The following is a 23,685-nucleotide window of genomic DNA, read 5'->3' on the forward strand; positions in this document are numbered from 1 at the left end:
CCGCACCCACCCCACACGACAACGTCGGCCGTCAAGACCACAACCAGGTCTCGAAGGCCGACGTCACGCGAGGCCCCGAATAAACCAACAGCGTCACATATGTGGTCGGGGGCCGTTTACGTCGCCGGTCGCCGGTCGCCGGTCGCCGGTCGCCGGTCGCCGGTCGCCGGTCGCTCAGGCGGCGGGGGTCTCGGCGGTGGCGGTCAGGACCGCACGGCCCAGGGTGTGCCCGGCCATGGTGAAGCCCAGGACGGCCGGGGTGGCGTCGGCCGGGACGCCGATGGACTCGACGTCGAGGGCGTGCACCACGACGAAGTAGCGGTGCGGTCCGTGCCCGGCGGGCGGGGCGGCCCCTATGTAGCGGGCCGCGCGGGCGTCGTTGGGCAGCTGGTAGGCGCCTTCGGGCAGGCCCGAGCCGGTGTCGTCGCCGGCGCCCTCGGGCAGCTCGGCGACGGTGGCGGGGATGCCGGCGACCGCCCAGTGCCAGAACCCGGACCCGGTGGGGGCGTCGGGGTCGTACACGGTGACGGCGTAGCTCCTGGTGCCTTCCGGGGCGCCGCTCCAGGACAGCTGAGGGGAGGTGTCCTTGCCGCCGGGGACGCCGGAGGAGAACTGCTCGGGCGGCCAGGGGGCGCCGTCGGTGACGTTGGTGCTCGTGACGGTGAAGGAAGCCGCCTCGGGGAGGCGGGTGAAGGGGTCGTTGGCGCGCATCGCGTCGTTCCTTTCGGGCCGTGCGGGGGGGGGAGTGGCCGACGGGGGTCCGCGGCGGGGCGCCGTCGGTCCTCTCCCATCGATGGATCGACCATAGCATCGATAATCGATTATCCAGCCTTTCATCTATGATGAGTCCATGAATCAGACGACCCCCGACCCGGCCGCCCCGGCGAAGCAGATGCTCTCCGAGCAGGTCTACGCACACCTGCGGGACGCGATCATGCGCGGGGAGCACGCCCCCGGCGACCCCCTCAAACCGCAGGACCTCGCCAAGGAACAGGGCGTGAGCCTGGCCGTCGTGCGCGAGGCGCTCGTGCGGGTGGTCGGCGACGGCCTCGCCGACCGGCTGCCCAACCGCGGCTTCGCCGTCCCCGCCTTCTCCGACCGCCGCTGGCAGGAGATCGCGGAGGCCCGCCGGACCGTCGAACCGGTGGTGCTGCGCCTGTCCGTCGAGCGTGGCGACGTCGACTGGGAGGCCCGCGTACGCGCCGCCCACCACCGGCTGACCCGCACCCCGGCGTACCTGCCGGAAGAGGGCGAGCACTACAGCGCCGCCTGGGCCGAAGCCCACCGGGTCTTCCACCGCACCCTGCTGGAGGGATGCGGCAACCCCACCCTGATGGAGACCTTCGACCGGCTGTGGACCGCGAGCGAACTGGCCCGCCGCTGGTCGGCGCACCGCAACCCCGGGCGGGACGGCGCCGAGGAACACCGCCGGCTGGAGGAGGCGGCACTGGCCCGCGACGCCGACACCGCCGCCGAGGTACTGGCCCGGCACCTCAGCCTGACCGCGGCCGGACTGACCGGCTGCGACCACGACGCACCTGCGAAGGACGCCCGATGACCGCATACGAGGCGAGCGCGGGGCGCCGTTGCCACAGCGCCGTGGGTCCGCTGCACTCGTGCCTGTACTTCGCGCCGGAGCAGCAGGACGAACTCGCGGCGCTCGGGCTGGAACGCGGGCCGATGGCCTACTACGCGGGCCGCGCGGCCCCGCTCGGGGCGGTCGACGCGGGCACGGTCACGGCGACGTTCTACAACTTCAGCCATGAGCACGTACGGCGCCACATCCCCGCCGCATGGACGGTCACCACGCCGGAGGCGGTGCTCACGGCCCGGCTGCGCGCCGCGGACACGGCACTGCGGCGGCTGCTCGGCGAGAAGGCGCTCGCGTCCGAGGAGATGGCCGAGGCTGCCGGGCTGGCGTTGCGCGCCGCCGAGGCAGGCCACCGCGAGGCGCGGCCGCTGTACGCCGCCAACGCCGGCCTGCCCGTGCCCGGGGAACCGCACCTGGCCCTGTGGCACGCCGCGACGCTGCTGCGCGAGCACCGCGGTGACGGCCACCTCGCCGCCCTGGCGGTCGCCGGCCTGTCCGGGATCGAGGCGCTGGTCCTGCACAACGCCACCGGCACGGGGCCGACATCGGCGCTGCTCCTGCGGACCCGCGGGTGGTCGGCGGAGCAGTGGGCCGCCGCCCGGGACCGGTTGCGCGGGCGCGGGTTGCTGGACGGGGCGGGGGACCTCACAGACGCGGGCACGGCCTTGCGGGGCGAGGCCGAGGCGCTCACCGACCGCCTCGACGCCGCGCCGTACGACCATCTCGGCCCGGCCGCCACCGCGCGCCTCACCGAGCTGGCCGCCGCCTTCACCGGGGCCCTGCGGGCCGCGGGCGCCTTCCCCGCGCACGCGTTCGGCAAGGGCTGAGGCGCCGGGACGCGGGTGCGCGTAAGCCCAGAATGAGCTCAGGCTGTGCGCGGGCTGTGCGCCCGCTGTGTGCAACGGGGCTGTGTCATGGCCGCGCGGCGGCTGTTACCCGATGGCCGGAAAGCGGCAACAGCGGCTTCCTAGCGTTCCGGGTGTGGGCCTTCCGGGGCCCCCACGTCAGGTCCGGGCCCGGCCCGGACACCGTACGTAGCAAGGAGCAGCATGTTCTTCGCAGCCGGCCGCAAGGCCGACGAGTCCGCGCCCGCCTCCGCCGCCCGGACGGGCAGGCGGCCGGGCCTGCGCGCCGCGGTCGTCACCGCGGCGGCCGGTGCCGTCATCGCCGTTCCGGCCGCCGCCGCGTTCGCGGCCCCGGCGCACTCCGCGGCCCCCGCTCCCGCGGCGTCCGCCGCCGCGTCGCACAGCGTGAAAAAGGTGAAGATCGCCAACCACTACACCCTCGCGTGGGACGCCAAGGCGGGCACCGCCACGGTCCTGGACCCGGACGGCGACGCCGTCGGCGTGCTCTCCGACGACAACCAGGGCCCGATCACCAGCGACTTCGGTGACCAGGGCAAGGCCACGTACACGATGGACTCGGCCATGTCGACGGCCACCGTCCACGTCAACGACAACGGGAAGGTCAAGGACTACTCCTTCCTCAAGGGCTAGGAGCGCGTCCTTCTCCGAGGGCCGAGAGGCGTGCGAGCGGGGCCGGGTGAGGGCCGGCCCCGCTTCCGTACTGCCTACTTCCGGTAGCCCAGGACCGTCATCATCCCGGATTCCGCGTGGTAGACGTTGTGGCAGTGCAGCATCCACAGGCCGGGGTTGTCGGCGTCGAGGTCGACGTCCAGCCGGCGGCCCGGCAGCACGATCGCGGTGTCCTTGCGCGGACCGCCGTCCGGCAGTGCGAAGGTGTGCCCGTGCAGGTGCATCGGGTGCCACATCGTCGTGTTGTTGCGGAACGACAGTCGTACGCGTTCCCCGGCCCGCACCGGATAGCGCTGGTCCGGCGTGTACTTCCTGCCGTTGACGGCCCAGTCGTACTTCGCCATCGAGCCGGTGAGATCGAACCGGAGGGTCCGGTCCGGTGTGCGCGACGCCAGGCGCACCGGCCCGTCGGCCTTCAGCCGGTCGGCCGTCAGCAGCCGCCCGTCCAGCTCCTTGGGCTGTACGGACGCCTCGGGGGCCGACCCGCCGCCGGTGCGCAGCAGGGCCAGCGCGGTCCGCTTCTTGCCCTCGGCGAGCGCGGTCAGCGGGAAGACGCCGTCCTTGACGGTGACCACCACGTCGTAGCGCTCGCCCATGCCGAGCAGCAGGGCGTCCGTGGGGGCGTGGGTGACGGGATAGCCGTCGGTGTGCGTGACCGTCATGGTGTGGCCGCCGAGCGCGACGCGGTACGCGGTGTCGCCGCCCGCGTTGACGAAGCGGATGCGGACCCGGTCGCCGGGCCGCGCGCGGAAGGTCTGCGGGTCCTGCGGCGTACGGCCGTTGACGAGGTGGTACGGGTAGTCCACGTCGCCCGCGTCACCGCCCAGCAGTTTGCTGGTGGCGTCCATCAGCATGCGGGAGGGGCCGGAGGGGGACGGTGCCTTGGCGCCGCCCATGGAGTGCGCTCCATGATTCATCCCGCCGGAGCCGGAGCCGTGGTCCATCCCGCCGGAGCCGGAGCCGTGATCCATGCCTCCGTGGTCCATCCCGCCCATCCCCTTGGACAGTTCGGCCAGCACCGCGTCCGGCGTGCTGCCGTCCACGCCGTCGACCCAGTCGTCCAGGACGACGACCCACTCCCTGTCGTAGGCGAGGGGCTCCTTCGGGTCCTCGACGATCAGGGGCGCGTACAGGCCGCGGTCCTGCTGCACGCCCGAGTGCGGGTGGAACCAGTAGGTGCCGGGGTGGCTGACGGCGAAGCGGTACGTGAACGAGCCGCCCGCCTTCACGGGGCGCTGCGTCAGGTCCGGTACGCCGTCCATGTCGTTGCGCAGGGCCAGGCCGTGCCAGTGCAGGGAGGTGGCTTCGGGCAGGTGGTTGGCGAGCGTCAGCTCCAGGGTGTCGCCCGCGGTGATCCTTACCTCCTTGCCGGGCAGCTCGTCCCCGTACGCCCAGCTGCCGACCGTGCGGCCACCCAGGTCGAGCCGGGCGGCGGTGGCGGTCAGCGCGACCTTCCGTACGGTGCCGGAGCCGCGCTTGGTCTCGGCGGCTGCCACTTCGGGGCCGTCGGGGGAGACGTAACCGCCCGGCGCCTCCGCCGGGTTGCCGCCGTGGCCCGAGTGGCCGGTGTCCTTCGTGCTGTCCGTGCCGGAGTCTGACGAGCAGGCGGCGAGCAGGCCGCTGCCGGCGGCTGCGATGGCCGCGCCGAGCACGGCGCGGCGGGTGTGCGTACGCATGGTGGAGAAACACCTCGTGGTGGTGGGAAACGGTTCCGGTGTGCGCGCGTGTGCCGGGCCGCGGACGCGCGCAGGCGTCGGCGGCCGGGCCGCGCGTCTACACGCGCAGGACCGAGAGCCGGGCGAGGTGTTTGTGGCGGGGGACCGGTGGCGGCAGGGGCCGCAGGCCGCGCAGCAGCCGGGCCCGTACGGCGGCCAGGACGTCGGCGGTCTGCCGTCCCAGCAGCCGTCCCGTGCGGACCAGGATGAGGACGCAGAGGGAGAGCACGGCCAGGCAGACCGCGCCGGGGTGCATGGCGTGGTGGTCGTCGGCGATGGAGGAGGAGAGCCGGACGTGCTGAGGCTGGCGGGCTTGCTGCGCCTTGTGGGTTTGCTGGGCCGTGTGGGTTTGCTCCGCCGTGTGGGCGGCTTGCCCGTGGTGTGCCGTGGCCGTCGTTCCCGACCCGTGTCCGCCCACGGGATGCCCCAGCGTGTGCATACCGACGATGCCGACGAGCAGCGCGGCGAACAGCAGCAGGCGGCCGCACCATGCGGCGGCCTTCCCCCGTCCCCGTTCACGCATCTCGTACGGCATCTCTGCACGGCCTCCCGGAATCGCTGTTCCGCAGCCTACCCCCGCCGGGTATGCCGCCCCAGGGCCGCCCGGGCCCCTTGACTTTGCTTATCCTTGACCTTGATGTCCGTGCAGCCGAACAGCCACCGTGCCGCCTCCGTACTCCTCCTGCTCGGTGCGGTGGCGTACACCGCCTGGGTCCTGGAAGTGGTCCTGTCCACCGGCCTCGACCCCGTCCGTACGTACGTCAGTGAGCTGGCCGCCGCCGACCAGCCGCTCGGCGGCCTGTTCCGCGCCACGGACCTGTTCGCCGGGCTGCTGGTGCTGGCCGGCGCGCTCGCCGCGCTCCGCACCCTCCCGCGCCGCCCCTGGGCCACGGCCGGCTGGTCCGCGCTCGCCCTCTTCGGGGCCGCCACCGCCGTCGACTCCCGGCTGCCGCTGAGCTGCGCGCCGACCAGCGACCCGGAGTGCGCGGCCCGCGAGACCGCGGGACTGGTGCCCGCCACCCACACCGCGCATGCGATCAGCAGCTCGCTCGCCATGGTGGGCGCGCTGGCCGCACTGGTCCTGCTGACCGTCGCCGCCCGCCGGTACGGCTGGTGGCCGCCGCTCGGCCGCCTCGCGCCGTGGCTGACGCTGGCCGAACTGGCCGCCACCGCCTGGACGCTCAGCTCTATCGCGGCCTTCACCGAGGGCCACGGCACCTGGGCGCTCGGCGTCGGCCAGCGCCTCCAGGTCCTGCTCGTCGCGCTGTATGTGGGCCTGCTCGCGTGGTGTGTCGGACGAACGGGCACCACTACGGGGAGGGAAGGGGAAACGGCATGAACGGGGACGGCGTGCGGCGGAGGCGGCGGAGCGCGAGGAGCGGCGGGCGGAGCGGTGCGAAGGACGGCCCCACGACCGGCCCCGGCCCCGCTCCCGGCCGCATGCTGCGCGTCGACGGCGTGGTGCTGCACGTGCTGCGCGAGGGCGGCGGTCCGGTGTGCGTGCTCAGCGGCGGGCTGGGCATGAGCTGGTTCGACTGGGACGCGGTCGCGGCCCGGCTCGTCCCGCACCGTACGGTGGTCCGCTTCGACCGGCCCGGCCTGGGGCTGAGCGCGCCCGCCCAGGGGCCGCCCACCGCGGCGGGCGAGGCCGCCCGGATCGCACACGTCCTGGACGCGCTCGGCCTGCCCGGGCCGTGTACCGTCGTCGGCCACAGCCTGGCCGCCTTCCACGCCGAGGCCTTCGCCCGGCTGTATCCGGACCGCGCCGCGGGCATCGTCCTCGTCGACGGCAGTGTGGAGGAGGGTCCGCGGCCGCTGCTGCCGCGCACCGTCCGTACGGCCTGGGCGGGCGGCCTGGCCTCCGTGCTCGCGGCCGCCGGGGTGCCGCGCGCTCTCGGCCCGGCCGCGCGCCGCCTGACCACCCGCGTGCTGACCGTGCACGACCATCCGCGTGCCCCGCACGAAGCCGGTGCCTACCGCACCAGCCGGGTGCTGCGCGCCTGCGCCCTGGAGAACGCGACGTACGGCTACCAGGCCGCCGAGGTCGCCGCGCTGCGCCCGGACCACCCGCTGTGGGGCGTGCCGGTGACGGTCCTGGCGGCGTACGACGGCAGTGAGACGGCCCGCGAACTGCGCTGGCTGGAGCGCCAGCGGGCGCTGGCCACGCAGCTCAACGGCGTCTTCGCGGTCGCCGCCCCGGCCGGGCACCTGGTGATGGCCGACGCGCCGGACGCGGTGGCCACGGCTGTCCTGTCGCTCACCGCCGACCCGGACCTGGAAGGCCCGCAGCAGTACGGACGCTGAGGATCGGCGTCCCGAAACCCGGGCCGTTCACGGCTTCGCCGTCCGCCGCGCCCGCAGCTCGAAGAATTGCGGCACGGACGCCGCGCCCACGAACGCGTCCCACAGGCGGTCGGCGTCCGCGCCGGTGGGCGGGGGCGCCACGACGGGGCCGAAGAAGCCGCGTTCGCCGCCGGGCGTGGTGAGGACCGTGACGGGCGAGCCCGCGTCCTCGCCGGAGAACTCCTGCGCCTGTCGGCGGGCGTGGGCCACCGGCCGGTCCAGCGCGCTGTCGTGCAGCACGTCGGCGTACACCGCGCCGCCGGCCTCCGCCAGGCACCGCTCGGCCAGTTCCGGTGACGGGTCGGCGCCGCCGCCGTGCACCGCGGCACCGTAGGCGGCGTATACAGCGCCGGTCAGCGTGTCCCGGCCGTCGGTGTGCGCGGCCTCGGCCAGCCGCAGCAGACAGCGGCTCCCGGCGGCGGCCCGGCGGCGTCCGGCGGGCAGCTCGTCCAGTGGCGCGCCGTCGGTCAGGTCGAAGGCGCGGTACGCGAGCGGGATGCCGCGCCGCCCGGTGGCGTCCACCAGCCACTGTGCGGTGCGCCAGGTCCAGGGGCACACGGGGTCGAAGTGGAACGTCACGGCCGTGACGTCGAAAGGGTCGCTCATGTGCTCTCCTCGGCCGTCGTACGGGATCGGGCGGCTCCGGGCCCGCCACCGGTGCGGCCCTTCCGGGCGAACCGGGACGATCCGGACTGCCCTTCCTTCGGGTACCGCCCGCCACTCCCGGGCAAACGTGCCGGTGTCCCCTTGCGGCCCGGCGGTTCTGTTCCCGGCCGAGGGTGCGTAATGTGACGGTAACCCCCTCACGTGATACTGGTGTGCCACACCTCGTTGCCCGACGGGGGTGGACAGGCCGATTGACCTGCAAGGATTGGTGAGCCATGGACAAGCAGCAGGAGTTTGTGCTCCGAACGCTGGAGGAGCGCGACATCCGCTTCGTACGACTGTGGTTCACCGACGTGCTGGGGTTCTTGAAGTCGGTGGCCGTGGCACCCGCCGAACTTGAGCAGGCGTTCGACGAAGGCATCGGCTTCGACGGCTCCGCCATCGAGGGCTTCGCGCGGGTGTATGAGTCCGACATGATCGCCAAGCCGGACCCGGGCACCTTCCAGATCCTGCCCTGGCGCGCCGAGGCCCCCGGCACCGCCCGGATGTTCTGCGACATCCTGATGCCGGACGGCTCCCCGTCCTACGCCGACCCGCGCTACGTCCTCAAGCGCATCCTGGCCAAGACCTCCGACCTCGGCTTCACCTTCTACACCCACCCCGAGATCGAGTTCTTCCTGCTCAAGGACAAGCCGGTGGACGGCACCCGGCCCAGCCCCGCGGACTCCTCCGGCTACTTCGACCACACCCCGCAGAACGTCGGCATGGACTTCCGCCGCCAGGCGATCACCATGCTCGAATCGATGGGCATCTCGGTGGAGTTCAGCCACCACGAGGGCGCGCCCGGCCAGCAGGAGATCGACCTGCGCTACGCCGACGCGCTGTCCACGGCCGACAACATCATGACGTTCCGGCTGGTGATGAAGCAGGTCGCGCTGGAACAGGGCGTCCAGGCGACGTTCATGCCCAAGCCGTTCTCGGAATACCCGGGTTCGGGCATGCACACCCACCTCTCGCTGTTCGAGGGCGACCGCAACGCCTTCCACGAGTCCGGCGCCGAATACCAGCTCTCCAAGGTCGGCCGCTCCTTCATCGCCGGACTGCTGCGGCACGCCGGCGAGATCTCCGCCGTCACCAACCAGTGGGTCAACTCCTACAAGCGCATCTGGGGCGGCGCCAACCGCACCGCGGGCGCCGGCGGCGAGGCCCCCTCGTACATCTGCTGGGGCCACAACAACCGCTCCGCGCTCATCCGCGTCCCCATGTACAAGCCGGGCAAGATGGGCTCCACCCGGGTCGAGGTCCGCTCCATCGACTCCGGCGCCAACCCCTACCTCACCTACGCCGTGCTGCTCGCCGCCGGCCTCAAGGGCATCGAGGAGGGCTACGAACTCCCGGCCGGTGCCGACGACGACGTCTGGGCGCTGTCCGACTCCGAGCGCCGCGCCATGGGCATCGAACCGCTGCCGCAGAACCTCGGCGAGGCCATCGACCTGATGGAGCGCAGCGAACTGGTCGCGGAGACCCTCGGCGAGCACGTCTTCGACTTCTTCCTGCGCAACAAGAAGCAGGAGTGGGAGGAGTACCGCTCCGAGGTCACCGCCTTCGAGCTGCGCAAGATGCTGCCGGTCCTGTGACCGCGCACCCCGCTCCGCAGGGACAGGGGCGGCGCAGCAGCGCCTTCTCCCGGCTGCTGCGGTACGGCTTCACCGACCCGCCGGCGGCCGGGCGTCTCCTGGAGGCGCCCGAACTGTCCGCCGTACGGGACGACTCGGTGCTCCTGGAGGCGCTGGGCGGCACCGCCGACCCGGACCTGGCGCTGACCGCGCTGGTCCGGCTGGCGGAGGCGCAGGACGAGGACGAGCGGCACAAGCTGCTGTCCACGCTGATCACCGCGAAGCCGCTGCGCGACCGGCTGCTGGGCGTGCTCGGCGCCTCCGAGGCACTCGGCGACCACCTCGTACGGCATCCGTCCGACTGGCACTCGCTGGTCACGTACGAGGCGGCCGACCTGCACCCGACCACCCCCGAGTTCGAGGCGGCGCTCGCCGAGGGCGTCTGGGGCGAGCGGGGCCGGGACCGGCCGCGCCCGGACGCGCTGCGCGCCGCGTACCGCCGGTGCCTGCTGGGCATCGCGGCGCGCGACGTGTGCGGGACGACCGACCTGGCCGAGACCGCCGCGGAGCTGGCCGACCTGGCGACCGCGACGGTACGCGCCGCGCTGGAGATCGCCGGTGAGGAGCAGCCCACCGACGCCGCCGCCTGCCGGCTCGCCGTGATCGCGATGGGCAAGTGCGGCGGCCGGGAGCTGAACTACGTCTCGGACGTGGACGTCATCTTCGTCGCGGAGGCCCGGGACGGCACCGAGGAGGCCAAGGCGCTGCAGGCCGCGACGCGACTGGCGGGCCGGATGATGCGGGTGTGCTCCGAGGTGACCGCCGAGGGCACGATCTGGCCGGTGGACGCCAACCTGCGCCCCGAGGGCCGCAACGGCCCGCTCGTCCGCACCCTCAACAGCCACCTGGCCTACTGCGAACGCTGGGCCAAGACCTGGGAGTTCCAGGCACTGCTGAAGGCCCGGCCGATGGCGGGCGACGAAGAGCTGGGCAAGGAGTACGTCGCCGCGGTCACCCCGCTGGTCTGGCAGGTCTCCGAGCGCGAGAACTTCGTGACCGACGTACGGCAGATGCGCCGCCGCGTCGTGGAGAACATCCCCGCCGCCCAGGTGGACCGCGAACTGAAACTGGGCCCCGGCGGGCTGCGCGACGTGGAGTTCGCCGTCCAGCTCCTGCAACTGGTGCACGGCCGCGGCGACGCGACGCTGCACAGCGCGTCGACCCTGGAAGCCCTCTCGGCGCTGGCGTCCGGCGGCTACGTCGGCCGTGAGGACGCCAAGGCGCTGGACGCCGCGTACTGCTTCCTGCGCACACTGGAACACCGCATCCAGCTCTACAAACTCCGCCGTACCCACCTGATGCCCGAGGACGAGCCCGACCTGCGGCGCCTCGCCCGCTCCATGGGCCTGCGCACCGAACCGGTGGCGACGCTGCGCAAGGAGTGGAAGTGGCACGCCCGCGAGGTGCGGCGGCTGCACGAGAAGCTGTTCTACCGGCCGCTGCTGGACGCCGTCGCTCACCTGGAGCCCGGCGGTACCCGCCTCTCCGCCAAGGCCGCCGGCCAGCGCCTCGAAGCGCTCGGCTACGCGGACCCGGTCGCCGCGCTGCGCCACCTCGAAGCGCTGGCCTCCGGCGTCACCCGCAAGGCCGCCATCCAGCGCACCCTGCTGCCGGTCCTGCTGGCCTGGTTCGCGGACTCCGCCGACCCCGACGCCGGCCTGCTCAATTTCCGCAAGGTCTCCGACGCCCTCGGCAAGACGCCCTGGTACCTGCGGCTGCTGCGTGACGAAGGCGCCGCCGCCGAGAACCTGGCCCGCGTCCTGTCGGCCGGCCGCTTCGCCCCCGACCTGCTGCTGCGCGCCCCCGAGGCGGTCGCGCTGCTCGGTGCCAAGGACGGGCTCCGGCCGCGCTCCCGTGCCGCGCTGGAGCAGGAGGTGCTGGCCGCGGTCGGCCGCGCGGAGGGCGCCGAGCAGGCCGTCGCCGCGGCCCGCGGGGTACGGCGCCGGGAACTGTTCCGTACGGCCGCCGCCGACCTGATCGGCGCGTACGGCACCGAAGGCCACCCGGCCGAGGCGGACCGCGGGCACGCCGCCGACGTGATCGGCACCGCCGTCTCCGACCTGACCGCCGCCACCATCGCGGGCGCCCTGCGCGCCGCCGTACGCGACCAGTGGGGCGACACCCTGCCCACCCGCTTCACCGTCATCGGCATGGGCCGCTTCGGCGGCCGGGAGCTGGGCTACGGCTCCGACGCGGACGTGCTGTTCGTGCACGAGCCGCGCGAGGGAGCCGACGAGCAGGAGGCCGCCAAGGCCGCGCACGCCGTCGCCAACGAGATGCGCCGCCTCCTCCAGCTGCCGACCTCCGACCCGCCGCTGCCCATCGACGCCGACCTGCGCCCGGAGGGCAAGACCGGCCCGCTGGTGCGCACGCTCTCCTCCTACGCGGCCTATTACCGGCGCTGGTCGCTCGTATGGGAGGCGCAGGCCCTGCTGCGCGCCGAGCCGGTCGCGGGCGACGCCGACCTGGGGGAGCGCTTCATCGAGCTGGTCGACCCGCTGCGCTACCCGGTGGAGGGCCTGGGCGAGGACGCCGTACGGGAGATCCGCCGGCTCAAGGCCCGGATGGAGACCGAGCGGCTGCCGCGCGGCGCCGACCCGACCACGCACACCAAGCTGGGCCGCGGCGGCCTCAGCGACGTGGAGTGGACCGTGCAGCTGCTCCAGATGCAGCACGCCTGGGCCGAGCCGGGGCTGCGCACCACCCGCACCCGTACCGCGCTGGCCGCGGCCTGCGACGCCGGGCTGCTCGCCACGGAGGACGCGCAGATCCTGGACGAGGCGTGGGTACTGGCGTCCCGGGTGCGCAACGCCGCGATGCTGGTACGGGGCCGTCCCGGCGACACGTTCCCGTCCGACGCGCGGGAGCTGGCGGCCGTCGGCCGCTACCTCGGGTACGAGGAAGGGCACGTCGGGGAGATGCTGGACGATTACCGGCGGACGACCCGAAGGGCCCGCGCGGTGGTCGAGGAGCTCTTCTACGGGGCGGCGGGCTGAGGCAGCCGCGGCAGCCGGTGCGGCAGCGCCGCGTACCAGGCGTAGGCCAGGCCGATCCCGAAGGCGAGGCACAGGATGCCGCCCACCGCGTCGAGCCAGAAGTGGTTGGCGGTGGAGACGATGACCATCAGGGTCGTGGTCGGGTAGAGCAGCCCCAGCACCTTGGCCCACACCGGCTTGGCGATCAGCGCGATCATCACGCCGCACCACAGCGACCAGCCGATGTGCATCGAGGGCATCGCCGCGTACTGGTTGGACATCGAGGCCAGGTTGCCGGAGGCCATCGAACCCCAGGTGTGGTGGACGATGACGGTGTCGATGAAGCCGCCGCCGTTCATCAGGCGGGGCGGGGCCAGCGGGTAGAAGTAGTAGCCGATGAGGGCCACGCCCGTGGTGGCGAAGAGCGCGAGGCGGGCGGCGGCGTACCGGCCGGGGTGCCAGCGGTAGAGCCAGACCAGCACGCCGATGGTCAGTATGAAGTGCAGCGTGGCGTAGTAATAGTTCATCGAGACGATGAGCCAGGTCACCGAGTCCACGGCGTGGTTGACGGTTTTCTCCACCGCTATGCCGAGGGTCTGTTCGGTCTGCCAGATCCAGTCCGCGTTCTTCAGCGCCTGGGCCTTCTGCTCGGGCACGGCGTTGCGGATGAGGGAGTACACCCAGTAGCTGACCGCGATCAGCAGGATCTCGAACCAGAGCCGCGGGGAACGGGGTGAGCGCAGGCGGGCCAGCCGGCCACCGGAGGACGCGCTCGGCGCGCCGTCCTCGGTGGGTGGCGGCACGGCCGTACGGCCGTCAAGAGTCTTTACATGCGCTTCACCCATAGGCAGACAGTCTGCCAGAAAGGGGTCGGCGGCCGATCACCCTCCGGTCGGGTCCTGAAGGGCCCGCATGTAGCACCTCAGGGGGAGGCGCCACCCCTGACGGATGAGGGAAGGCTCTGCCCTACGGCGGGGGCGGGAGGCTTCCATCCGTATCAGAGGAGACGGCCGGGCCGGGAATCCGGGCGGCCCTGGGCGCCGAAGCGGTGGAACCGCGGACCACCAGTTCCGGGTGGAAGACGAACTCGCTGTGCGGCGCCGGGGTGCCGCCGACCTCCTCCAGCAGGGCCCGCACCGCCGCCTGCCCCATCGCGGTGACCGGCTGCCGGATCGTGGTCAGCGGCGGGTCCGTGAAGGCGATCAGCGGGGAGTCGTCGAAGCCGACGACGGAGACCTCCCGGGGCACGTCCAGGCCCTGCTGCCGGGCGGCCCGGATCGCGCCGAGCGCCATCATGTCGCTGGCGCACACCACCGCCGTACAGCCGCGGGAGAGCAGCGCGGCGGCCGCGGCCTGCCCGCCCTCCAGGGAGTAGAGGGAGTGCTGGATCAGCTCCTGGGCCGCCGCCCGGTCCAGGCCGAGCTGCTCGTGCATGCTGTGCAGGAAGCCCTCGATCTTGCGCTGGACGGGCACGAAGCGCTTCGGCCCGAGGGCCAGCCCGATCCGCTGGTGGCCCAGTGCCGCCAGATGGGTGACGGCGAGGCGGATCGCGGCCCGGTCGTCCGGCGAGACGAAGGGCGCCTGCACCTTGTCGGAGAAGCCGTTGATCAGGACGAAGGGCACGCCCTGGCCCCGCAGCTGCTCGTAGCGCTGCATGTCGGCGGAGGTGTCCGCGTGCAGTCCGGAGACGAAGATGATCCCGGCGACGCCGCGGTCCACCAGCATCTCGGTCAGCTCGTCCTCGGTGGAGCCGCCCGGCGTCTGGGTGGCCAGCACCGGGGTGTAGCCCTGCCGGGTCAGCGCCTGGCCGATGACCTGGGCGAACGCCGGGAAGATCGGGTTCTCCAGCTCCGGCGTTATCAGGCCGACCAGCCCGGCGCTGCGCTGCCTCAGCCGTACGGGGCGTTCGTACCCGAGCACGTCGAGCGCGGCCAGCACGGACTGGCGGGTGGTCGCGGAGACGCCGGGTTTTCCGTTGAGCACCCGGCTGACGGTGGCCTCGCTGACACCCGCCTGCGCTGCGATGTCGGACAGGCGGGCGGTCATGGGTGGGACTGTACCGGTCGCCTGTCGGATTGCCCACGCTGCCCGCACCGGCCGGCGGGCGGGCGGCGTTCGGCGGGCCGTGCCGGATCGTCGGTCAGAGGGCCCACCAGGTGCAGGAGTCGCCGGGCAGCGGGATCGTGGCGCCCTCGGCCGGGACGGTCGTGGAGGAGAGCAGCACCCGTCCGGGGCGGGGGAGTTCGACGGCGCGGTCCAGGGTGTTGAGGGTGCACAGCAGGTCCGGGCGGCCCGAGCGGCCGGTTCGGGTGAAGGCCAGCAGCCCCTCGGGGACGTCGGTCCAGGTCAGGCCGCCGTCGCCGAGGCAGGGGTGGGCGCGGCGCAGGGTGAGTGCCGCGCGGTACAGCTCCAGGGTGGAGGCCGGGTCGCCGGTCTGGGCCCGTACGGACAGGTCCTTCCACGCGCGCGGCTGGGGGAGCCAGCTGCCGCCGGGCCCGAAGCCGTACGCGGCCGAGTCGCCGCACCAGGGCAGCGGCACCCGGCAGCCGTCGCGGTGCCCGTCCTGCCCGTCGCCGCGGAAGAACGCGGGGTCCTGGCGTACCTCGTCGGGCAGGTCGGTGACCTCGGGCAGGCCCAGTTCCTCGCCCTGGTAGAGGTAGGCCGAGCCGGGCAGCGCGAGCATCATGAGCGTGGCGGCGCGGGCGCGGCGCAGGCCGCCGAGGCGGGTGGCGTGGCGGACCACGTCGTGGTTGGAGAGCACCCAGGAGGTGGTGGCGCCGACCGAGGCCGTGGCGGCGAGGGAGGCGTCGATGACGGCGCGCAGCGAGGCGGCGAACCAGTCGGCGGTCAGGAACTGGAAGTTGAACGCCTGGTGGCATTCGTCGGGGCGTACGTACAGGGCCAGGCGTTCGGGGCTGGGGGCCCAGGCCTCGGCGACGCCGATGCGCTCGCCGGGGTAGGAGTCCAGCAGGCGGCGCCAGGCGCGGTGGATCCGGTGGACGCCGTCCTGGTCGAAGAAGGGCAGTACCTGGCTGCCGATGAGTTTGGCCTGCTCCTTGTGGCCGATGTCGGGCAGGCCGGGTGCCTTGACCATGCCGTGGGCGACGTCGATGCGGAAGCCGTCCACGCCGAGGTCGAGCCAGAACCGCAGGACGGACTCGAACTCGGCGTGCACGTCCGGGTTGTCCCAGTTCAGGTCGGGCTGCTGCGGGGCGAACAGGTGCAGGTACCAGTCGCCGCGTTCGGTACGGGTCCAGGCGGGCCCGCCGAAGACCGACTCCCAGTCGTTGGGCGGCAGCTCGCCGGAGGCGCCCTTGCCGGGGCGGAAGAGGTAACGCTGCCGGGCCAGTTCCGGGTCCCGGAACCAGGGGTGCTGGTCGGAGGTGTGGTTGGGCACGATGTCGACGATCACCCGCAGGCCCAGCGCGTGGGCGGCCTGTACGAGGTCGTCGGCGTCCTGGAGGCTGCCGAACAGCGGGTCGACGGCGCGGTAATCGGCGACGTCGTAGCCGCCGTCGGCCTGCGGGGAGGCGTAGAACGGGGTGAGCCAGACCGCGTCCACGCCCAGTTCCCGCAGGTAGGGCAGGCGGGCGCGGGCGCCGCGCAGATCGCCGATGCCGTCGCCGTCGCAGTCGGCGAAGGAGCGGACGTACACCTGGTAGATGACGGCGTCGCGCCACCAGCCGGGCCGGGCCGCCGTGTGGGCGAAGTCGGTCGAGGTCAGCTCCTGGGTCATCTGGCATCCCTGTCGAGAGTGGGGCGATTCGGGGCAGAGCGTCCATGCATCGTCTTGCAGGGTCCAGGCATCGATCGACGGACGGTCGTTTACGGGCTCAACGCGCAGGGCGCGGCGGGGTGACGGGCCTGCGGGCGCTCGCGGCCCTGGTGAGCGGCCTGCTGAGGCGTGGTGGGCATGGCGTGCGCGGGCGCCGCCCCCTGCAATACCTTCCCGTTACCTTGCAGAAATTTGCCGCAAGGTCTTTCGGATTCATTTCCACGCTGTTACGTTCCTGTCCGCCATCACAGGCGTTTCGAACGGCCGAGCGAGGCGTTCCGGCGCCATCTCGGGCGTCCCCCTAAGGAGTTCACATGCGGCGTGGCATAGTGGCCACCGCGTTGGTCGCGGGTCTGGCAATGACGGCGACAGCGTGCGGAGATGACGGCGGCGGCGACCAGCAGAGCGGCGGCGAGCTGTCCGGCACCGTGACCTTCTGGGACACCTCCAACGACGCCGAGAAGGCCACGTACAAGAAGCTGGCCGAGAGCTTCGAGAAGGAACACCCGAAGGTCGACGTCAAGTACGTCAGCGTCGCGTTCGGCGAGGCCAACGCCAAGTTCAAGAACGCCGCCGGCGCCGGCGCGGGCGCCCCCGACGTGATGCGCACCGAGGTCGCCTGGGTCGCCGACTTCGCCAACCTCGGCTACCTCGCCCCGCTCGACGACACCCCGGCCCTGGACAACACAGGCGACTACCTGCCGCAGGCCGTCGGCAGCACCAGATTCAAGGACAAGACCTACGCCGTGCCGCAGGTCACCGACACCCTCGGCCTCTTCTACAACAAGCGGCTGCTCAAGGAGGCCGGTGTCGAGGTACCCAAGACCTTCGCCGAGCTGACCGCCGCCGCCAAGCAGATCAAGGACAAGACCGGCGCCACCGCGCTGTACCTGCGCGGCGACGACCCGTACTGGTTCCTGCCGTACCTCTACGGCGAGGGCGGCGACCTGGTCGACGCCCGCGACAAGGTCGTCACCATCGACGACGACGCCGGCGTGAAGGCCTTCAAGGCCATCAAGGACCTGGTCGACTCCAAGGCCGCCGTCACCGACGCCACCGACGGCCAGGAGAACCAGCTCAAGGCCCTCAAGGACGGCAAGGTCGCGATGGCCGTCAGCGGCCCCTGGGACATCGAAGGCGTGCGGGCGGGCAAGGAGTTCAAGGACAAGAAGAACCTCGGCGTCGCACCCGTACCCGGCGGCAGCGCCTCCCAGGGCTCCCCGCAGGGCGGCTGGAACCTCTCCGTCTACGCGGGCTCCAAGAACCTCCAGGCGTCCTACGCCTTCGCGAAGTACATGAGCTCGGCGAAGATCCAGCAGCAGACCACCGAACAGCTGAGCCTGCTGCCCACCCGCAAGTCCGTGTACGAGATGCCGTCCGTCAAGAACAACGAGATGGTCGGCTTCTTCAAACCCGCCGTCGACAAGGCCGTCCAGCGCCCCTGGATCGCCGAGGGCAACGCGCTCTTCGAGCCGATCAAGGTCCAGATGAACAAGGTCCTCACCGGCGCCAGCACCCCCGAGCAGGCCGCCAAGGCCGTCGGCGACAGCTACCGCAAGCTCCTCAAGGACTACAAGTGACGGACACCGCACAGATGTCCCGGGCCCGGCGGAAGGAGGCCGCCACCGCACCGCCGGGCCGGGTGCGCAGAGCCCTCGGCACCCACTGGTACGCCTGGACCATGGTCGCCCCGGTGGTGCTCGTCATCGGCGTCATCATCGGATACCCGCTGGTCCGCGGCCTGTACCTGTCGCTGACCGACGCCAACGAGGGCAATGTCGAGCGCAACATCGGCATGAACCACATCCCGGCCACCTACAAGTTCACCGGCCTGGACAACTACACCGCCGTCCTCGGCGACAGCGTCTTCTGGGGCCGGCTCGGCTGGACCGCGGTGTGGACGGTGGCCTGCGTCGGCCTCACCTTCGCCATCGGCCTGGCCCTCGCCAACCTGCTCAACCGCACGCTGCGCGGCCGCACCTTCTACCGGCTGGCGCTGATCCTGCCCTGGGCCATCCCCGCCTTCGTCTCCGTCTTCACCTGGCGGCTGCTCTACAACGAGAAGAACGGCCTGCTCAACAAGGTCCTGGCGGGCGGCGGCATCGACGCGGTGCCGTGGCTGAACGACCCGACCTGGGCCAAGCTGTCGGTCATCGCCGTCAACGTGTGGCTGGGCGTACCGTTCATGCTCGTCGCGCTGCTCGGCGGCCTCCAGTCGATCCCCGGCGAGCTGTACGAGGCCGCGGAGATGGACGGCGCGGGCCCCTGGCAGCGGTTCCGCCACATCACCCTGCCCGGTCTGCGCGGGGTGAGCAGCACCGTGATCCTGCTCTCCATCATCTGGACGTTCAACATGTTCCCGGTGATCTACCTGCTCACCCGGGGCGGCCCCGGCGACGCCACCGAAATCCTGGTGACCTACGCCTACCGGCTCTCCTTCGTCGACAGCCCGCGCGACTTCTCCGGCTCGGCCGCCTGGGGCGTACTGATCCTGCTCCTGCTGTCCCTGATCGCGATCGTCTACCGGCGCTCGCTCCGCAAGCAGGGAGAGGTGTGGTGACCGTGGCACCGAAGAAGACGCCGCGCAACAAGCGCGGCCCGCTGGCCTCCGTCGGCCTGCACACGACTCTGCTGATCGCCGCCGTCGTCGCGGTCTTCCCGCCGCTGTGGCTGCTGATCACCTCCTTCAAACCGAAGAACGACGCCTTCACCACCGAGCTGGTCAGCAACTTCACCTTCGCCAACTACCGGCACGTGGTCGCCGACACCGAGTTCCTGACCTGGTTCGGCAACTCGGTGCTCGTCGTCGGCATCACCACCGTCATCGGCGTCTTCGTCGCGGCCACCACCGGCTACGCCGTCAGCCGCTTCCGGTTCCCCGGGATGCGCCCGCTGATGTGGCTGCTGCTGATCACGCAGATGTTCCCGGTCGCCGTACTGATCGTGCCGCTGTACAACCTGCTGGCGAGCCTCGGGCTGCTCAACCAGCCGGCCGGTCTGGTCGTCACCTACCTGACCATCGCCGTCCCCTTCTGCGCCTGGATGATGAAAGGCTTCTTCGACACCATCCCGGTGGAGATCGACGAAGCCGGACGCGTCGACGGCCTCAACCCCTTCGGCACCTTCTGGCGCCTGGTCCTGCCGCTGGCCCGCCCCGGCCTGGCCGTCACCGGCTTCTACACCTTCGTGACCGCCTGGGCCGAGGTCGCGTACGCCTCCGCCTTCATGACCGGCGAGGAGAACCTGACCCTCGCCGGCGGCCTGCAGACCTTCGTCAACCAGTACGTCAACGACTGGGGATCGATGACCGCCGCCGCCGTGATCATCGCGGTGCCCGCGGCCCTGGTCTTCGCCTTCGCCCAGCGCCACCTCGTCGCCGGACTGACCTCCGGCACCACCAAGGGATGACATGACCACCGAGCACCCCACCCATGGAGCGACCGCCGACGCCGCGGCCCCGGCCGCACCCGGTGCCACCCAGTGGTGGCGCCACGCGGTGATCTACCAGGTCTACCCGCGCAGCTTCGCCGACGGCAACGGCGACGGCATGGGCGACCTGCCCGGCATCCGCAGCCGCCTGCCCTACCTCAAGGACCTGGGCGTCGACGCCGTCTGGCTCAGCCCCTTCTACTCCTCCCCGCAGGCCGACGCGGGCTACGACGTCGCCGATTACCGCGTCATCGACCCGGCCTTCGGCACCCTCGCCGACGCCGAGGCCGTCATCCGCGACGCCCACGGCCTGGGCCTGCGCGTGATCGTGGACGTCGTCCCCAACCACTGCTCCGACCGGCACGCCTGGTTCCGGCAGGCGCTGGAGGAGGGCCCCGGATCGACGCTCCGCGACCGCTTCCACTTCCGCAAGGGACGCGGCGAGAACGGTGAACTCCCGCCCAACGACTGGGAGTCCGTCTTCGGCGGCCCGGCCTGGACCCGAGTGGCGGACGGCGAGTGGTACCTCCACCTCTTCGCCCCCGAACAGCCCGACTTCAACTGGGAACACGCCGCCGTCCAGGACGAGTTCCGTTCCATCCTGCGCTTCTGGCTCGACCTCGGCGTGGACGGCTTCCGCATCGACGTCGCCCACGGTCTGGTCAAGGCCCCCGGCCTGCCCGACATGGGCCGCACCGGCCAGCTCAGACTGCTCGGCAACCAGGTCCTGCCGTTCTTCGACCAGGACGGCGTCCACGAGATCTACCGCTCCTGGCGCCGCGTCCTGGACGAGTACGCGGGCGACCGCATCGGCGTCGCCGAGGCCTGGACCCCCAGCGCCGACCGCACCGCCCTCTACCTGCGCCCCGACGAACTCCACCAGGCGTTCAACTTCCACTACCTCGGCACCGGATGGGACGCCGCCGCACTGCGCGCCGCCATCGACGACTCCCTCGACGCCATGCGGCCCGTGGGCGCCCCCACCACCTGGGTTCTCTCCAACCACGACGTCGTACGGCACGCCACCCGCCTCGGCGGCGACGCCCGCCGCGCCCGCGCCGCCGCCCTGCTCATGCTCGCGCTGCCCGGCTCCGCGTACGTCTACCAGGGCGAGGAACTGGGCCTGCCCGAGGTCACCGACCTGCCCGACGAGGTACGCCAGGACCCCGCGTTCTTCCGCGGCGACGGCCAGGACGGCCTGCGCGACGGCTGCCGCGTCCCGATCCCGTGGTCCGGCGACACGGCTCCGTACGGCTTCGGGACCGGCGGCAGCTGGCTCCCGCAGCCGCCGGAGTGGGCGGGCCTGAGCGTCGCCGCCCAGACCGGCGACCCGGCCTCCATGCTGGAGCTGTACCGTACGGCCCTCAAGCTGCGCCGCACCCACCCCGGACTCGGGGCCGGCGACCGCGTCGAATGGCTGGAAGCGCCCGAAGGCGTGCTGGCCTTCCGCCGCCCCGGCGGCTTCGCCTGCACGGTCAACATGACAGCCGAACCCGTACCCGCCCCGGTCCGGCCGTCCTGGCGGCCGCTGCTGTCCTCGGCCGGACTCCGCACCGTCGACGACGAACTCACCCTCCCGGCGGACACCGCCGTGTGGTGGGAAGCGTGACCGACCACCTCGACGCGCCGCCGGCCGGGGGCCCCGGCCCCCGGCTGGCGCACATCGCCGCGCAGGCCCAGGTCAGCGAGGCGACCGTGAGCCGGGTGCTCAACGGGAAGGCGGGGGTGGCCCGCGGCACCCGGCAGCGGGTCCTGGCCGCCCTCGACGTCCTCGGCGGCGATCGCCCCGTCCGCCTGCGCCGCACCAGCGCCGGACTGGTCGGCCTGATCGTCCCCGAACTGACCAACCCGATCTTCCCGGCCTTCGCCCAGCTCATCGAACAGGCCCTGACCGGCCACGGCTACACCCCCGTCCTGTGCACCCAGCTCCCCGGCGGCGCCACCGAGGACGAGATCGTCGAACAGCTCGAAGCGCGCGGCGTCACCGGCATCATCTTCCTCTCCGGCCTCCACTCCGACAGCACCACCGACCCCGACCGCTACACCCGCCTCACCGATCGCGGTGTCCCGTACGTCCTCATCAACGGCCACCACGAGGGCATCGCCGCCCCGTTCGTCTCCCCGGACGACCGGGCGGCCGCCCGCATGGCCGTACGCCACCTCGCCGAACTCGGCCACCGCACCATCGGCCTGGCCGTCGGCCCGGTCCGCTACGTGCCGTCGCGCCGCAAGGCCGAAGGCTTCGCCGCGGCGGTGACGGAGGAGTTCGGCCTGCGGAGGGGGCAGGCCGAACACCTCGTCCGGCACACCCTCTTCGGCGTCGAAGGCGGTCACGCGGCGGCGGCGTCCTTACTGGACGCGGGCTGCACGGCCATCGTCTGCGGCAGCGATCTGATGGCGCTCGGCGTCGTACGGGCGGCCCGCCAGCGCGGCCTGGACGTACCGGCACAGGTGTCGGTCGTCGGCTTCGACGACTCCCAGCTCATCGCCTTCACCGACCCGCCCCTGACCACCGTGCGCCAGCCCGTGCGGGCGATGGCCTCGGCCGCCGTCGACGCGCTGATCGAAGAGATCCGCGCCCGCGCGGACGGCGACGGACCGCCGGACCGCCACACGGAGTTCGTCTTCCAGCCGGAGCTGGTGGTACGGGGATCGACGGCACGGATCGCGGAGCCGGCGGGGTAGCGCCCGCGGCCGTGAATGGCAGGATGACCACCGCGACCAAGTGATCACCGCAGCCACTTACGGGAAGGTGCCGGAGACCATGGCCATCATCCACCACACCACGCTCTCGCCCACCAAGCTGGAACTGCTCGCCCCCTGGCTTCCCGCCCAGCCCTGGTACGCGGGGGAGGGGCCGGCCCCGACACTCACCAAGGCCGGCGGCTTCCGCCTCGACGACCCGGAGGGCGAGGTCGGCATGGAATTCATGGTGGCCACCGACACCGCCGGGCCCGAACCAGTGCACTACCACGTCCCCTTCACCTACCGGGGCGCCCCTCTGACCGGTGCCGGCCACGCCCTCATCGGCACCCTGGAGCACGGCGTACTCGGCAAGCGCTGGGTCTACGACGGCACCCACGACCCGGTCCTGGTCGCCCAGCTCTTCGCCCTCCTCACCGGCCGGGCCGAACCCCACGCCCAGAGCGAGAACGACGCCCTCGACCCCACGGTGCGAGCGCGGCTCGCGGAAGCGGCCCACGGCGAGGCCCCGGGCCCCGCCTCGGTGACCCAGAGCGTGACCGCCACCGACATCCTCGTCCGGACGCCCCGGCCGCTGGTCCTGCGCGTCCACCGGGTGCTGACACCGGCCGAGGGCGAGGGTGAGGTCGGCCCGGCCCTGGGACACGTCAGCGCGACGTGGACCGAGGCATCGGGGGAGCAGCCGCGAGGGCTGTTCGTCACCGTTCACGAGGCCGCGGACTGACGGCCGCCGCCCGGCTCACGTGATGAGTGGCGAGCCGAGCAGCCAGTTGCCCGGGGCGTCCGGGTCCGGGCTGAGGTAGAACTCCTCGATGGCCTTGCGGAACTCGGCGTGGCTGATGGCGCCGTCGCCGTCACGGTCCAGCCGCTGGAAGGCGGGGGCGGAGGTCGCCGGGTCGATGTGCAGCGCCTCGTACATCCGCACGTACTCGTCCTGGGTGAGCCGGCCGTTGCGGTCGGTGTCGAGCGCCTGCATCAGCGCGTCGACGATCTGGAGTACGACGTGCTCGAAGGTCTTCGGGTCGGTGACGTGCGAGCGCATCAGATCGATGAACGCCCGGCGTCCCACCCGCCCTTCGTCATCCGTGCCGCCCGCGTCCCGCAGCACCTCCCACCACCGGCCGAACGCCTCACGCAGCGCGGCCCGGTTGTCGTGGTCCTCCGGCTGCGCCAGCGCCATGAACAGCCCGGCCATCACCTCGAAGTCCTCATGGGTGAGCCAGCCGTCCTCGGTCCGGTCGAACCAGTCGAAGAGGATGCTGAACTTGCGCTCAAGGGTGTCGTTCGCGGCCATCGGAACCCACCGTTCTCTCGCGGGGCGCTCACGGACGCGTTCC

The 23,685-nt window shown here is 72.4% G+C and carries 21 protein-coding genes; 13 read left to right on the plus strand and 8 right to left on the minus strand.

All coding sequences use genetic code 11. The annotated features are described in order from the left end of the window. Positions 1-174 precede the first annotated feature (174 nt). Positions 175-711 carry a YbhB/YbcL family Raf kinase inhibitor-like protein gene (locus ACZ53K_RS31570; RefSeq protein ID WP_468843315.1) on the minus strand — a complete coding sequence of 179 codons (537 nt, stop codon included), beginning with the start codon at positions 709-711 and terminating at the stop codon, positions 175-177. Positions 712-850: 139 nt separating this feature from the next. Between ACZ53K_RS31570 and ACZ53K_RS31575 the strand changes: the two genes are divergently transcribed. The 3 genes from ACZ53K_RS31575 to ACZ53K_RS31585 all read left to right on the plus strand — a co-directional run bounded on the left by ACZ53K_RS31575 (position 851) and on the right by ACZ53K_RS31585 (position 3,087). Continuing rightward, a complete protein-coding gene (locus ACZ53K_RS31575) occupies positions 851-1,558 on the plus strand; it encodes a GntR family transcriptional regulator (protein ID WP_468843317.1) in 708 nt (235 codons plus the stop codon). Beyond that, complete coding sequence (locus tag ACZ53K_RS31580; RefSeq protein ID WP_468843320.1) at positions 1,555-2,418, plus strand: SCO6745 family protein; 864 nt, start codon at positions 1,555-1,557, stop codon at positions 2,416-2,418. Before ACZ53K_RS31575 ends, ACZ53K_RS31580 begins: the two co-directional genes overlap by 4 nt. 222 nt (positions 2,419-2,640) lie before the next feature. After that, positions 2,641-3,087 carry a hypothetical protein gene (locus tag ACZ53K_RS31585; protein ID WP_468843323.1) on the plus strand — a complete coding sequence of 149 codons (447 nt, stop codon included), beginning with the start codon at positions 2,641-2,643 and terminating at the stop codon, positions 3,085-3,087. Positions 3,088-3,161: 74 nt separating this feature from the next. Here ACZ53K_RS31585 and ACZ53K_RS31590 read toward each other — a convergent pair whose 3' ends face one another. After that, positions 3,162-4,802: a multicopper oxidase family protein gene (locus ACZ53K_RS31590; protein WP_468843326.1), complete on the minus strand. Its 1,641-nt coding sequence runs from the start codon at positions 4,800-4,802 to the stop codon at positions 3,162-3,164. Positions 4,803-4,899: 97 nt separating this feature from the next. Further along, the gene (locus tag ACZ53K_RS31595) at positions 4,900-5,364 is read right to left on the minus strand and encodes a DUF6153 family protein (protein ID WP_468843329.1); all 465 of its coding nucleotides are present in this window, start codon (positions 5,362-5,364) and stop codon (positions 4,900-4,902) included. A gap of 114 nt (positions 5,365-5,478) precedes the next feature. Here ACZ53K_RS31595 and ACZ53K_RS31600 point away from each other — a divergent pair, with 114 nt between their 5' ends. Together ACZ53K_RS31600 and ACZ53K_RS31605 are read left to right on the plus strand one after the other, a co-directional pair. Beyond that, on the plus strand, positions 5,479-6,180 hold the full coding sequence (locus ACZ53K_RS31600; protein WP_468843332.1) for a DUF998 domain-containing protein: 702 nt from the start codon (positions 5,479-5,481) through the stop codon (positions 6,178-6,180). Positions 6,181-6,281: 101 nt separating this feature from the next. Next, positions 6,282-7,145: an alpha/beta fold hydrolase gene (locus ACZ53K_RS31605; protein ID WP_468843567.1), complete on the plus strand. Its 864-nt coding sequence runs from the start codon at positions 6,282-6,284 to the stop codon at positions 7,143-7,145. A 27-nt stretch (positions 7,146-7,172) separates the two neighbouring features. Here the strand turns inward: ACZ53K_RS31605 and ACZ53K_RS31610 are convergent, their stop codons facing one another. Further along, the gene (locus tag ACZ53K_RS31610) at positions 7,173-7,790 is read right to left on the minus strand and encodes a DsbA family protein (protein ID WP_468843336.1); all 618 of its coding nucleotides are present in this window, start codon (positions 7,788-7,790) and stop codon (positions 7,173-7,175) included. Between the two features lie 275 nt (positions 7,791-8,065). Here ACZ53K_RS31610 and ACZ53K_RS31615 point away from each other — a divergent pair, with 275 nt between their 5' ends. Together ACZ53K_RS31615 and ACZ53K_RS31620 are read left to right on the plus strand one after the other, a co-directional pair. Beyond that, a complete protein-coding gene (locus tag ACZ53K_RS31615) occupies positions 8,066-9,427 on the plus strand; it encodes a glutamine synthetase family protein (RefSeq protein WP_030670291.1) in 1,362 nt (453 codons plus the stop codon). Beyond that, complete coding sequence (locus ACZ53K_RS31620) at positions 9,424-12,462, plus strand: bifunctional [glutamine synthetase] adenylyltransferase/[glutamine synthetase]-adenylyl-L-tyrosine phosphorylase (protein ID WP_468843339.1); 3,039 nt, start codon at positions 9,424-9,426, stop codon at positions 12,460-12,462. The genes ACZ53K_RS31615 and ACZ53K_RS31620 overlap by 4 nt, the downstream gene beginning before the upstream one ends. On the opposite strand, the gene ACZ53K_RS31625 is transcribed toward ACZ53K_RS31620, so the two are convergent. The 3 genes from ACZ53K_RS31625 to ACZ53K_RS31635 all read right to left on the minus strand — a co-directional run bounded on the left by ACZ53K_RS31625 (position 12,444) and on the right by ACZ53K_RS31635 (position 16,177). After that, positions 12,444-13,286 (minus strand): phosphatase PAP2 family protein, encoded by an 843-nt coding sequence (locus ACZ53K_RS31625; protein WP_468843343.1) that lies wholly within the window; start codon positions 13,284-13,286, stop codon positions 12,444-12,446. The genes ACZ53K_RS31620 and ACZ53K_RS31625 overlap by 19 nt on opposite strands. A gap of 121 nt (positions 13,287-13,407) precedes the next feature. After that, positions 13,408-14,487 carry a LacI family DNA-binding transcriptional regulator gene (locus tag ACZ53K_RS31630; protein WP_468843345.1) on the minus strand — a complete coding sequence of 360 codons (1,080 nt, stop codon included), beginning with the start codon at positions 14,485-14,487 and terminating at the stop codon, positions 13,408-13,410. A gap of 94 nt (positions 14,488-14,581) precedes the next feature. Further along, the gene (locus ACZ53K_RS31635) at positions 14,582-16,177 is read right to left on the minus strand and encodes a glycoside hydrolase family 13 protein (protein WP_468843348.1); all 1,596 of its coding nucleotides are present in this window, start codon (positions 16,175-16,177) and stop codon (positions 14,582-14,584) included. Between the two features lie 353 nt (positions 16,178-16,530). On the opposite strand from ACZ53K_RS31635, the gene ACZ53K_RS31640 reads away from it, so the two are divergent. From ACZ53K_RS31640 to ACZ53K_RS31665, 6 genes are all read left to right on the plus strand, one after another. Then, the gene (locus ACZ53K_RS31640) at positions 16,531-17,796 is read left to right on the plus strand and encodes an extracellular solute-binding protein (RefSeq protein ID WP_468843351.1); all 1,266 of its coding nucleotides are present in this window, start codon (positions 16,531-16,533) and stop codon (positions 17,794-17,796) included. Between the two features lie 14 nt (positions 17,797-17,810). Then, the gene (locus tag ACZ53K_RS31645; RefSeq protein WP_468843570.1) at positions 17,811-18,776 is read left to right on the plus strand and encodes a carbohydrate ABC transporter permease; all 966 of its coding nucleotides are present in this window, start codon (positions 17,811-17,813) and stop codon (positions 18,774-18,776) included. Further along, positions 18,773-19,624, plus strand: coding sequence for a sugar ABC transporter permease (locus ACZ53K_RS31650; RefSeq protein ID WP_468843353.1), 852 nt, complete (start codon positions 18,773-18,775; stop codon positions 19,622-19,624). The genes ACZ53K_RS31645 and ACZ53K_RS31650 overlap by 4 nt, the downstream gene beginning before the upstream one ends. A 1-nt stretch (position 19,625) precedes the next feature. Next, complete coding sequence (locus tag ACZ53K_RS31655; RefSeq protein ID WP_468843356.1) at positions 19,626-21,254, plus strand: glycoside hydrolase family 13 protein; 1,629 nt, start codon at positions 19,626-19,628, stop codon at positions 21,252-21,254. Continuing rightward, positions 21,239-22,330: a LacI family DNA-binding transcriptional regulator gene (locus tag ACZ53K_RS31660; RefSeq protein ID WP_468843358.1), complete on the plus strand. Its 1,092-nt coding sequence runs from the start codon at positions 21,239-21,241 to the stop codon at positions 22,328-22,330. Before ACZ53K_RS31655 ends, ACZ53K_RS31660 begins: the two co-directional genes overlap by 16 nt. Positions 22,331-22,409: 79 nt before the next feature. After that, positions 22,410-23,072 (plus strand): maltokinase N-terminal cap-like domain-containing protein, encoded by a 663-nt coding sequence (locus tag ACZ53K_RS31665; RefSeq protein ID WP_468843361.1) that lies wholly within the window; start codon positions 22,410-22,412, stop codon positions 23,070-23,072. Between the two features lie 15 nt (positions 23,073-23,087). Here the strand turns inward: ACZ53K_RS31665 and ACZ53K_RS31670 are convergent, their stop codons facing one another. Further along, on the minus strand, positions 23,088-23,642 hold the full coding sequence (locus ACZ53K_RS31670) for an EF-hand domain-containing protein (RefSeq protein ID WP_468843364.1): 555 nt from the start codon (positions 23,640-23,642) through the stop codon (positions 23,088-23,090). Between the last annotated feature and the right edge of the window lie 43 nt (positions 23,643-23,685).

The organism is Streptomyces sp. NPDC033221 (assembly GCF_055577005.1).

Bases quoted from the DNA above. Each gene is read 5' to 3' on its own strand.
- ACZ53K_RS31570 (WP_468843315.1), bottom strand. From the start codon at position 711: ATGCGCGCCAACGACCCCTTCACCCGCCTCCCCGAGGCGGCTTCCTTC.
- ACZ53K_RS31575 (WP_468843317.1), top strand. From the start codon at position 851: ATGAATCAGACGACCCCCGACCCGGCCGCCCCGGCGAAGCAGATGCTC.
- ACZ53K_RS31580 (WP_468843320.1), top strand. From the start codon at position 1,555: ATGACCGCATACGAGGCGAGCGCGGGGCGCCGTTGCCACAGCGCCGTG.
- ACZ53K_RS31585 (WP_468843323.1), top strand. From the start codon at position 2,641: ATGTTCTTCGCAGCCGGCCGCAAGGCCGACGAGTCCGCGCCCGCCTCC.
- ACZ53K_RS31590 (WP_468843326.1), bottom strand. From the start codon at position 4,802: ATGCGTACGCACACCCGCCGCGCCGTGCTCGGCGCGGCCATCGCAGCC.
- ACZ53K_RS31595 (WP_468843329.1), bottom strand. From the start codon at position 5,364: ATGCGTGAACGGGGACGGGGGAAGGCCGCCGCATGGTGCGGCCGCCTG.
- ACZ53K_RS31600 (WP_468843332.1), top strand. From the start codon at position 5,479: ATGTCCGTGCAGCCGAACAGCCACCGTGCCGCCTCCGTACTCCTCCTG.
- ACZ53K_RS31605 (WP_468843567.1), top strand. From the start codon at position 6,282: ATGCTGCGCGTCGACGGCGTGGTGCTGCACGTGCTGCGCGAGGGCGGC.
- ACZ53K_RS31610 (WP_468843336.1), bottom strand. From the start codon at position 7,790: ATGAGCGACCCTTTCGACGTCACGGCCGTGACGTTCCACTTCGACCCC.
- ACZ53K_RS31615 (WP_030670291.1), top strand. From the start codon at position 8,066: ATGGACAAGCAGCAGGAGTTTGTGCTCCGAACGCTGGAGGAGCGCGAC.
- ACZ53K_RS31625 (WP_468843343.1), bottom strand. From the start codon at position 13,286: ATGGGTGAAGCGCATGTAAAGACTCTTGACGGCCGTACGGCCGTGCCG.
- ACZ53K_RS31630 (WP_468843345.1), bottom strand. From the start codon at position 14,487: ATGACCGCCCGCCTGTCCGACATCGCAGCGCAGGCGGGTGTCAGCGAG.
- ACZ53K_RS31635 (WP_468843348.1), bottom strand. From the start codon at position 16,177: ATGACCCAGGAGCTGACCTCGACCGACTTCGCCCACACGGCGGCCCGG.
- ACZ53K_RS31640 (WP_468843351.1), top strand. From the start codon at position 16,531: ATGCGGCGTGGCATAGTGGCCACCGCGTTGGTCGCGGGTCTGGCAATG.
- ACZ53K_RS31645 (WP_468843570.1), top strand. From the start codon at position 17,811: ATGTCCCGGGCCCGGCGGAAGGAGGCCGCCACCGCACCGCCGGGCCGG.
- ACZ53K_RS31655 (WP_468843356.1), top strand. From the start codon at position 19,626: ATGACCACCGAGCACCCCACCCATGGAGCGACCGCCGACGCCGCGGCC.
- ACZ53K_RS31665 (WP_468843361.1), top strand. From the start codon at position 22,410: ATGGCCATCATCCACCACACCACGCTCTCGCCCACCAAGCTGGAACTG.
- ACZ53K_RS31670 (WP_468843364.1), bottom strand. From the start codon at position 23,642: ATGGCCGCGAACGACACCCTTGAGCGCAAGTTCAGCATCCTCTTCGAC.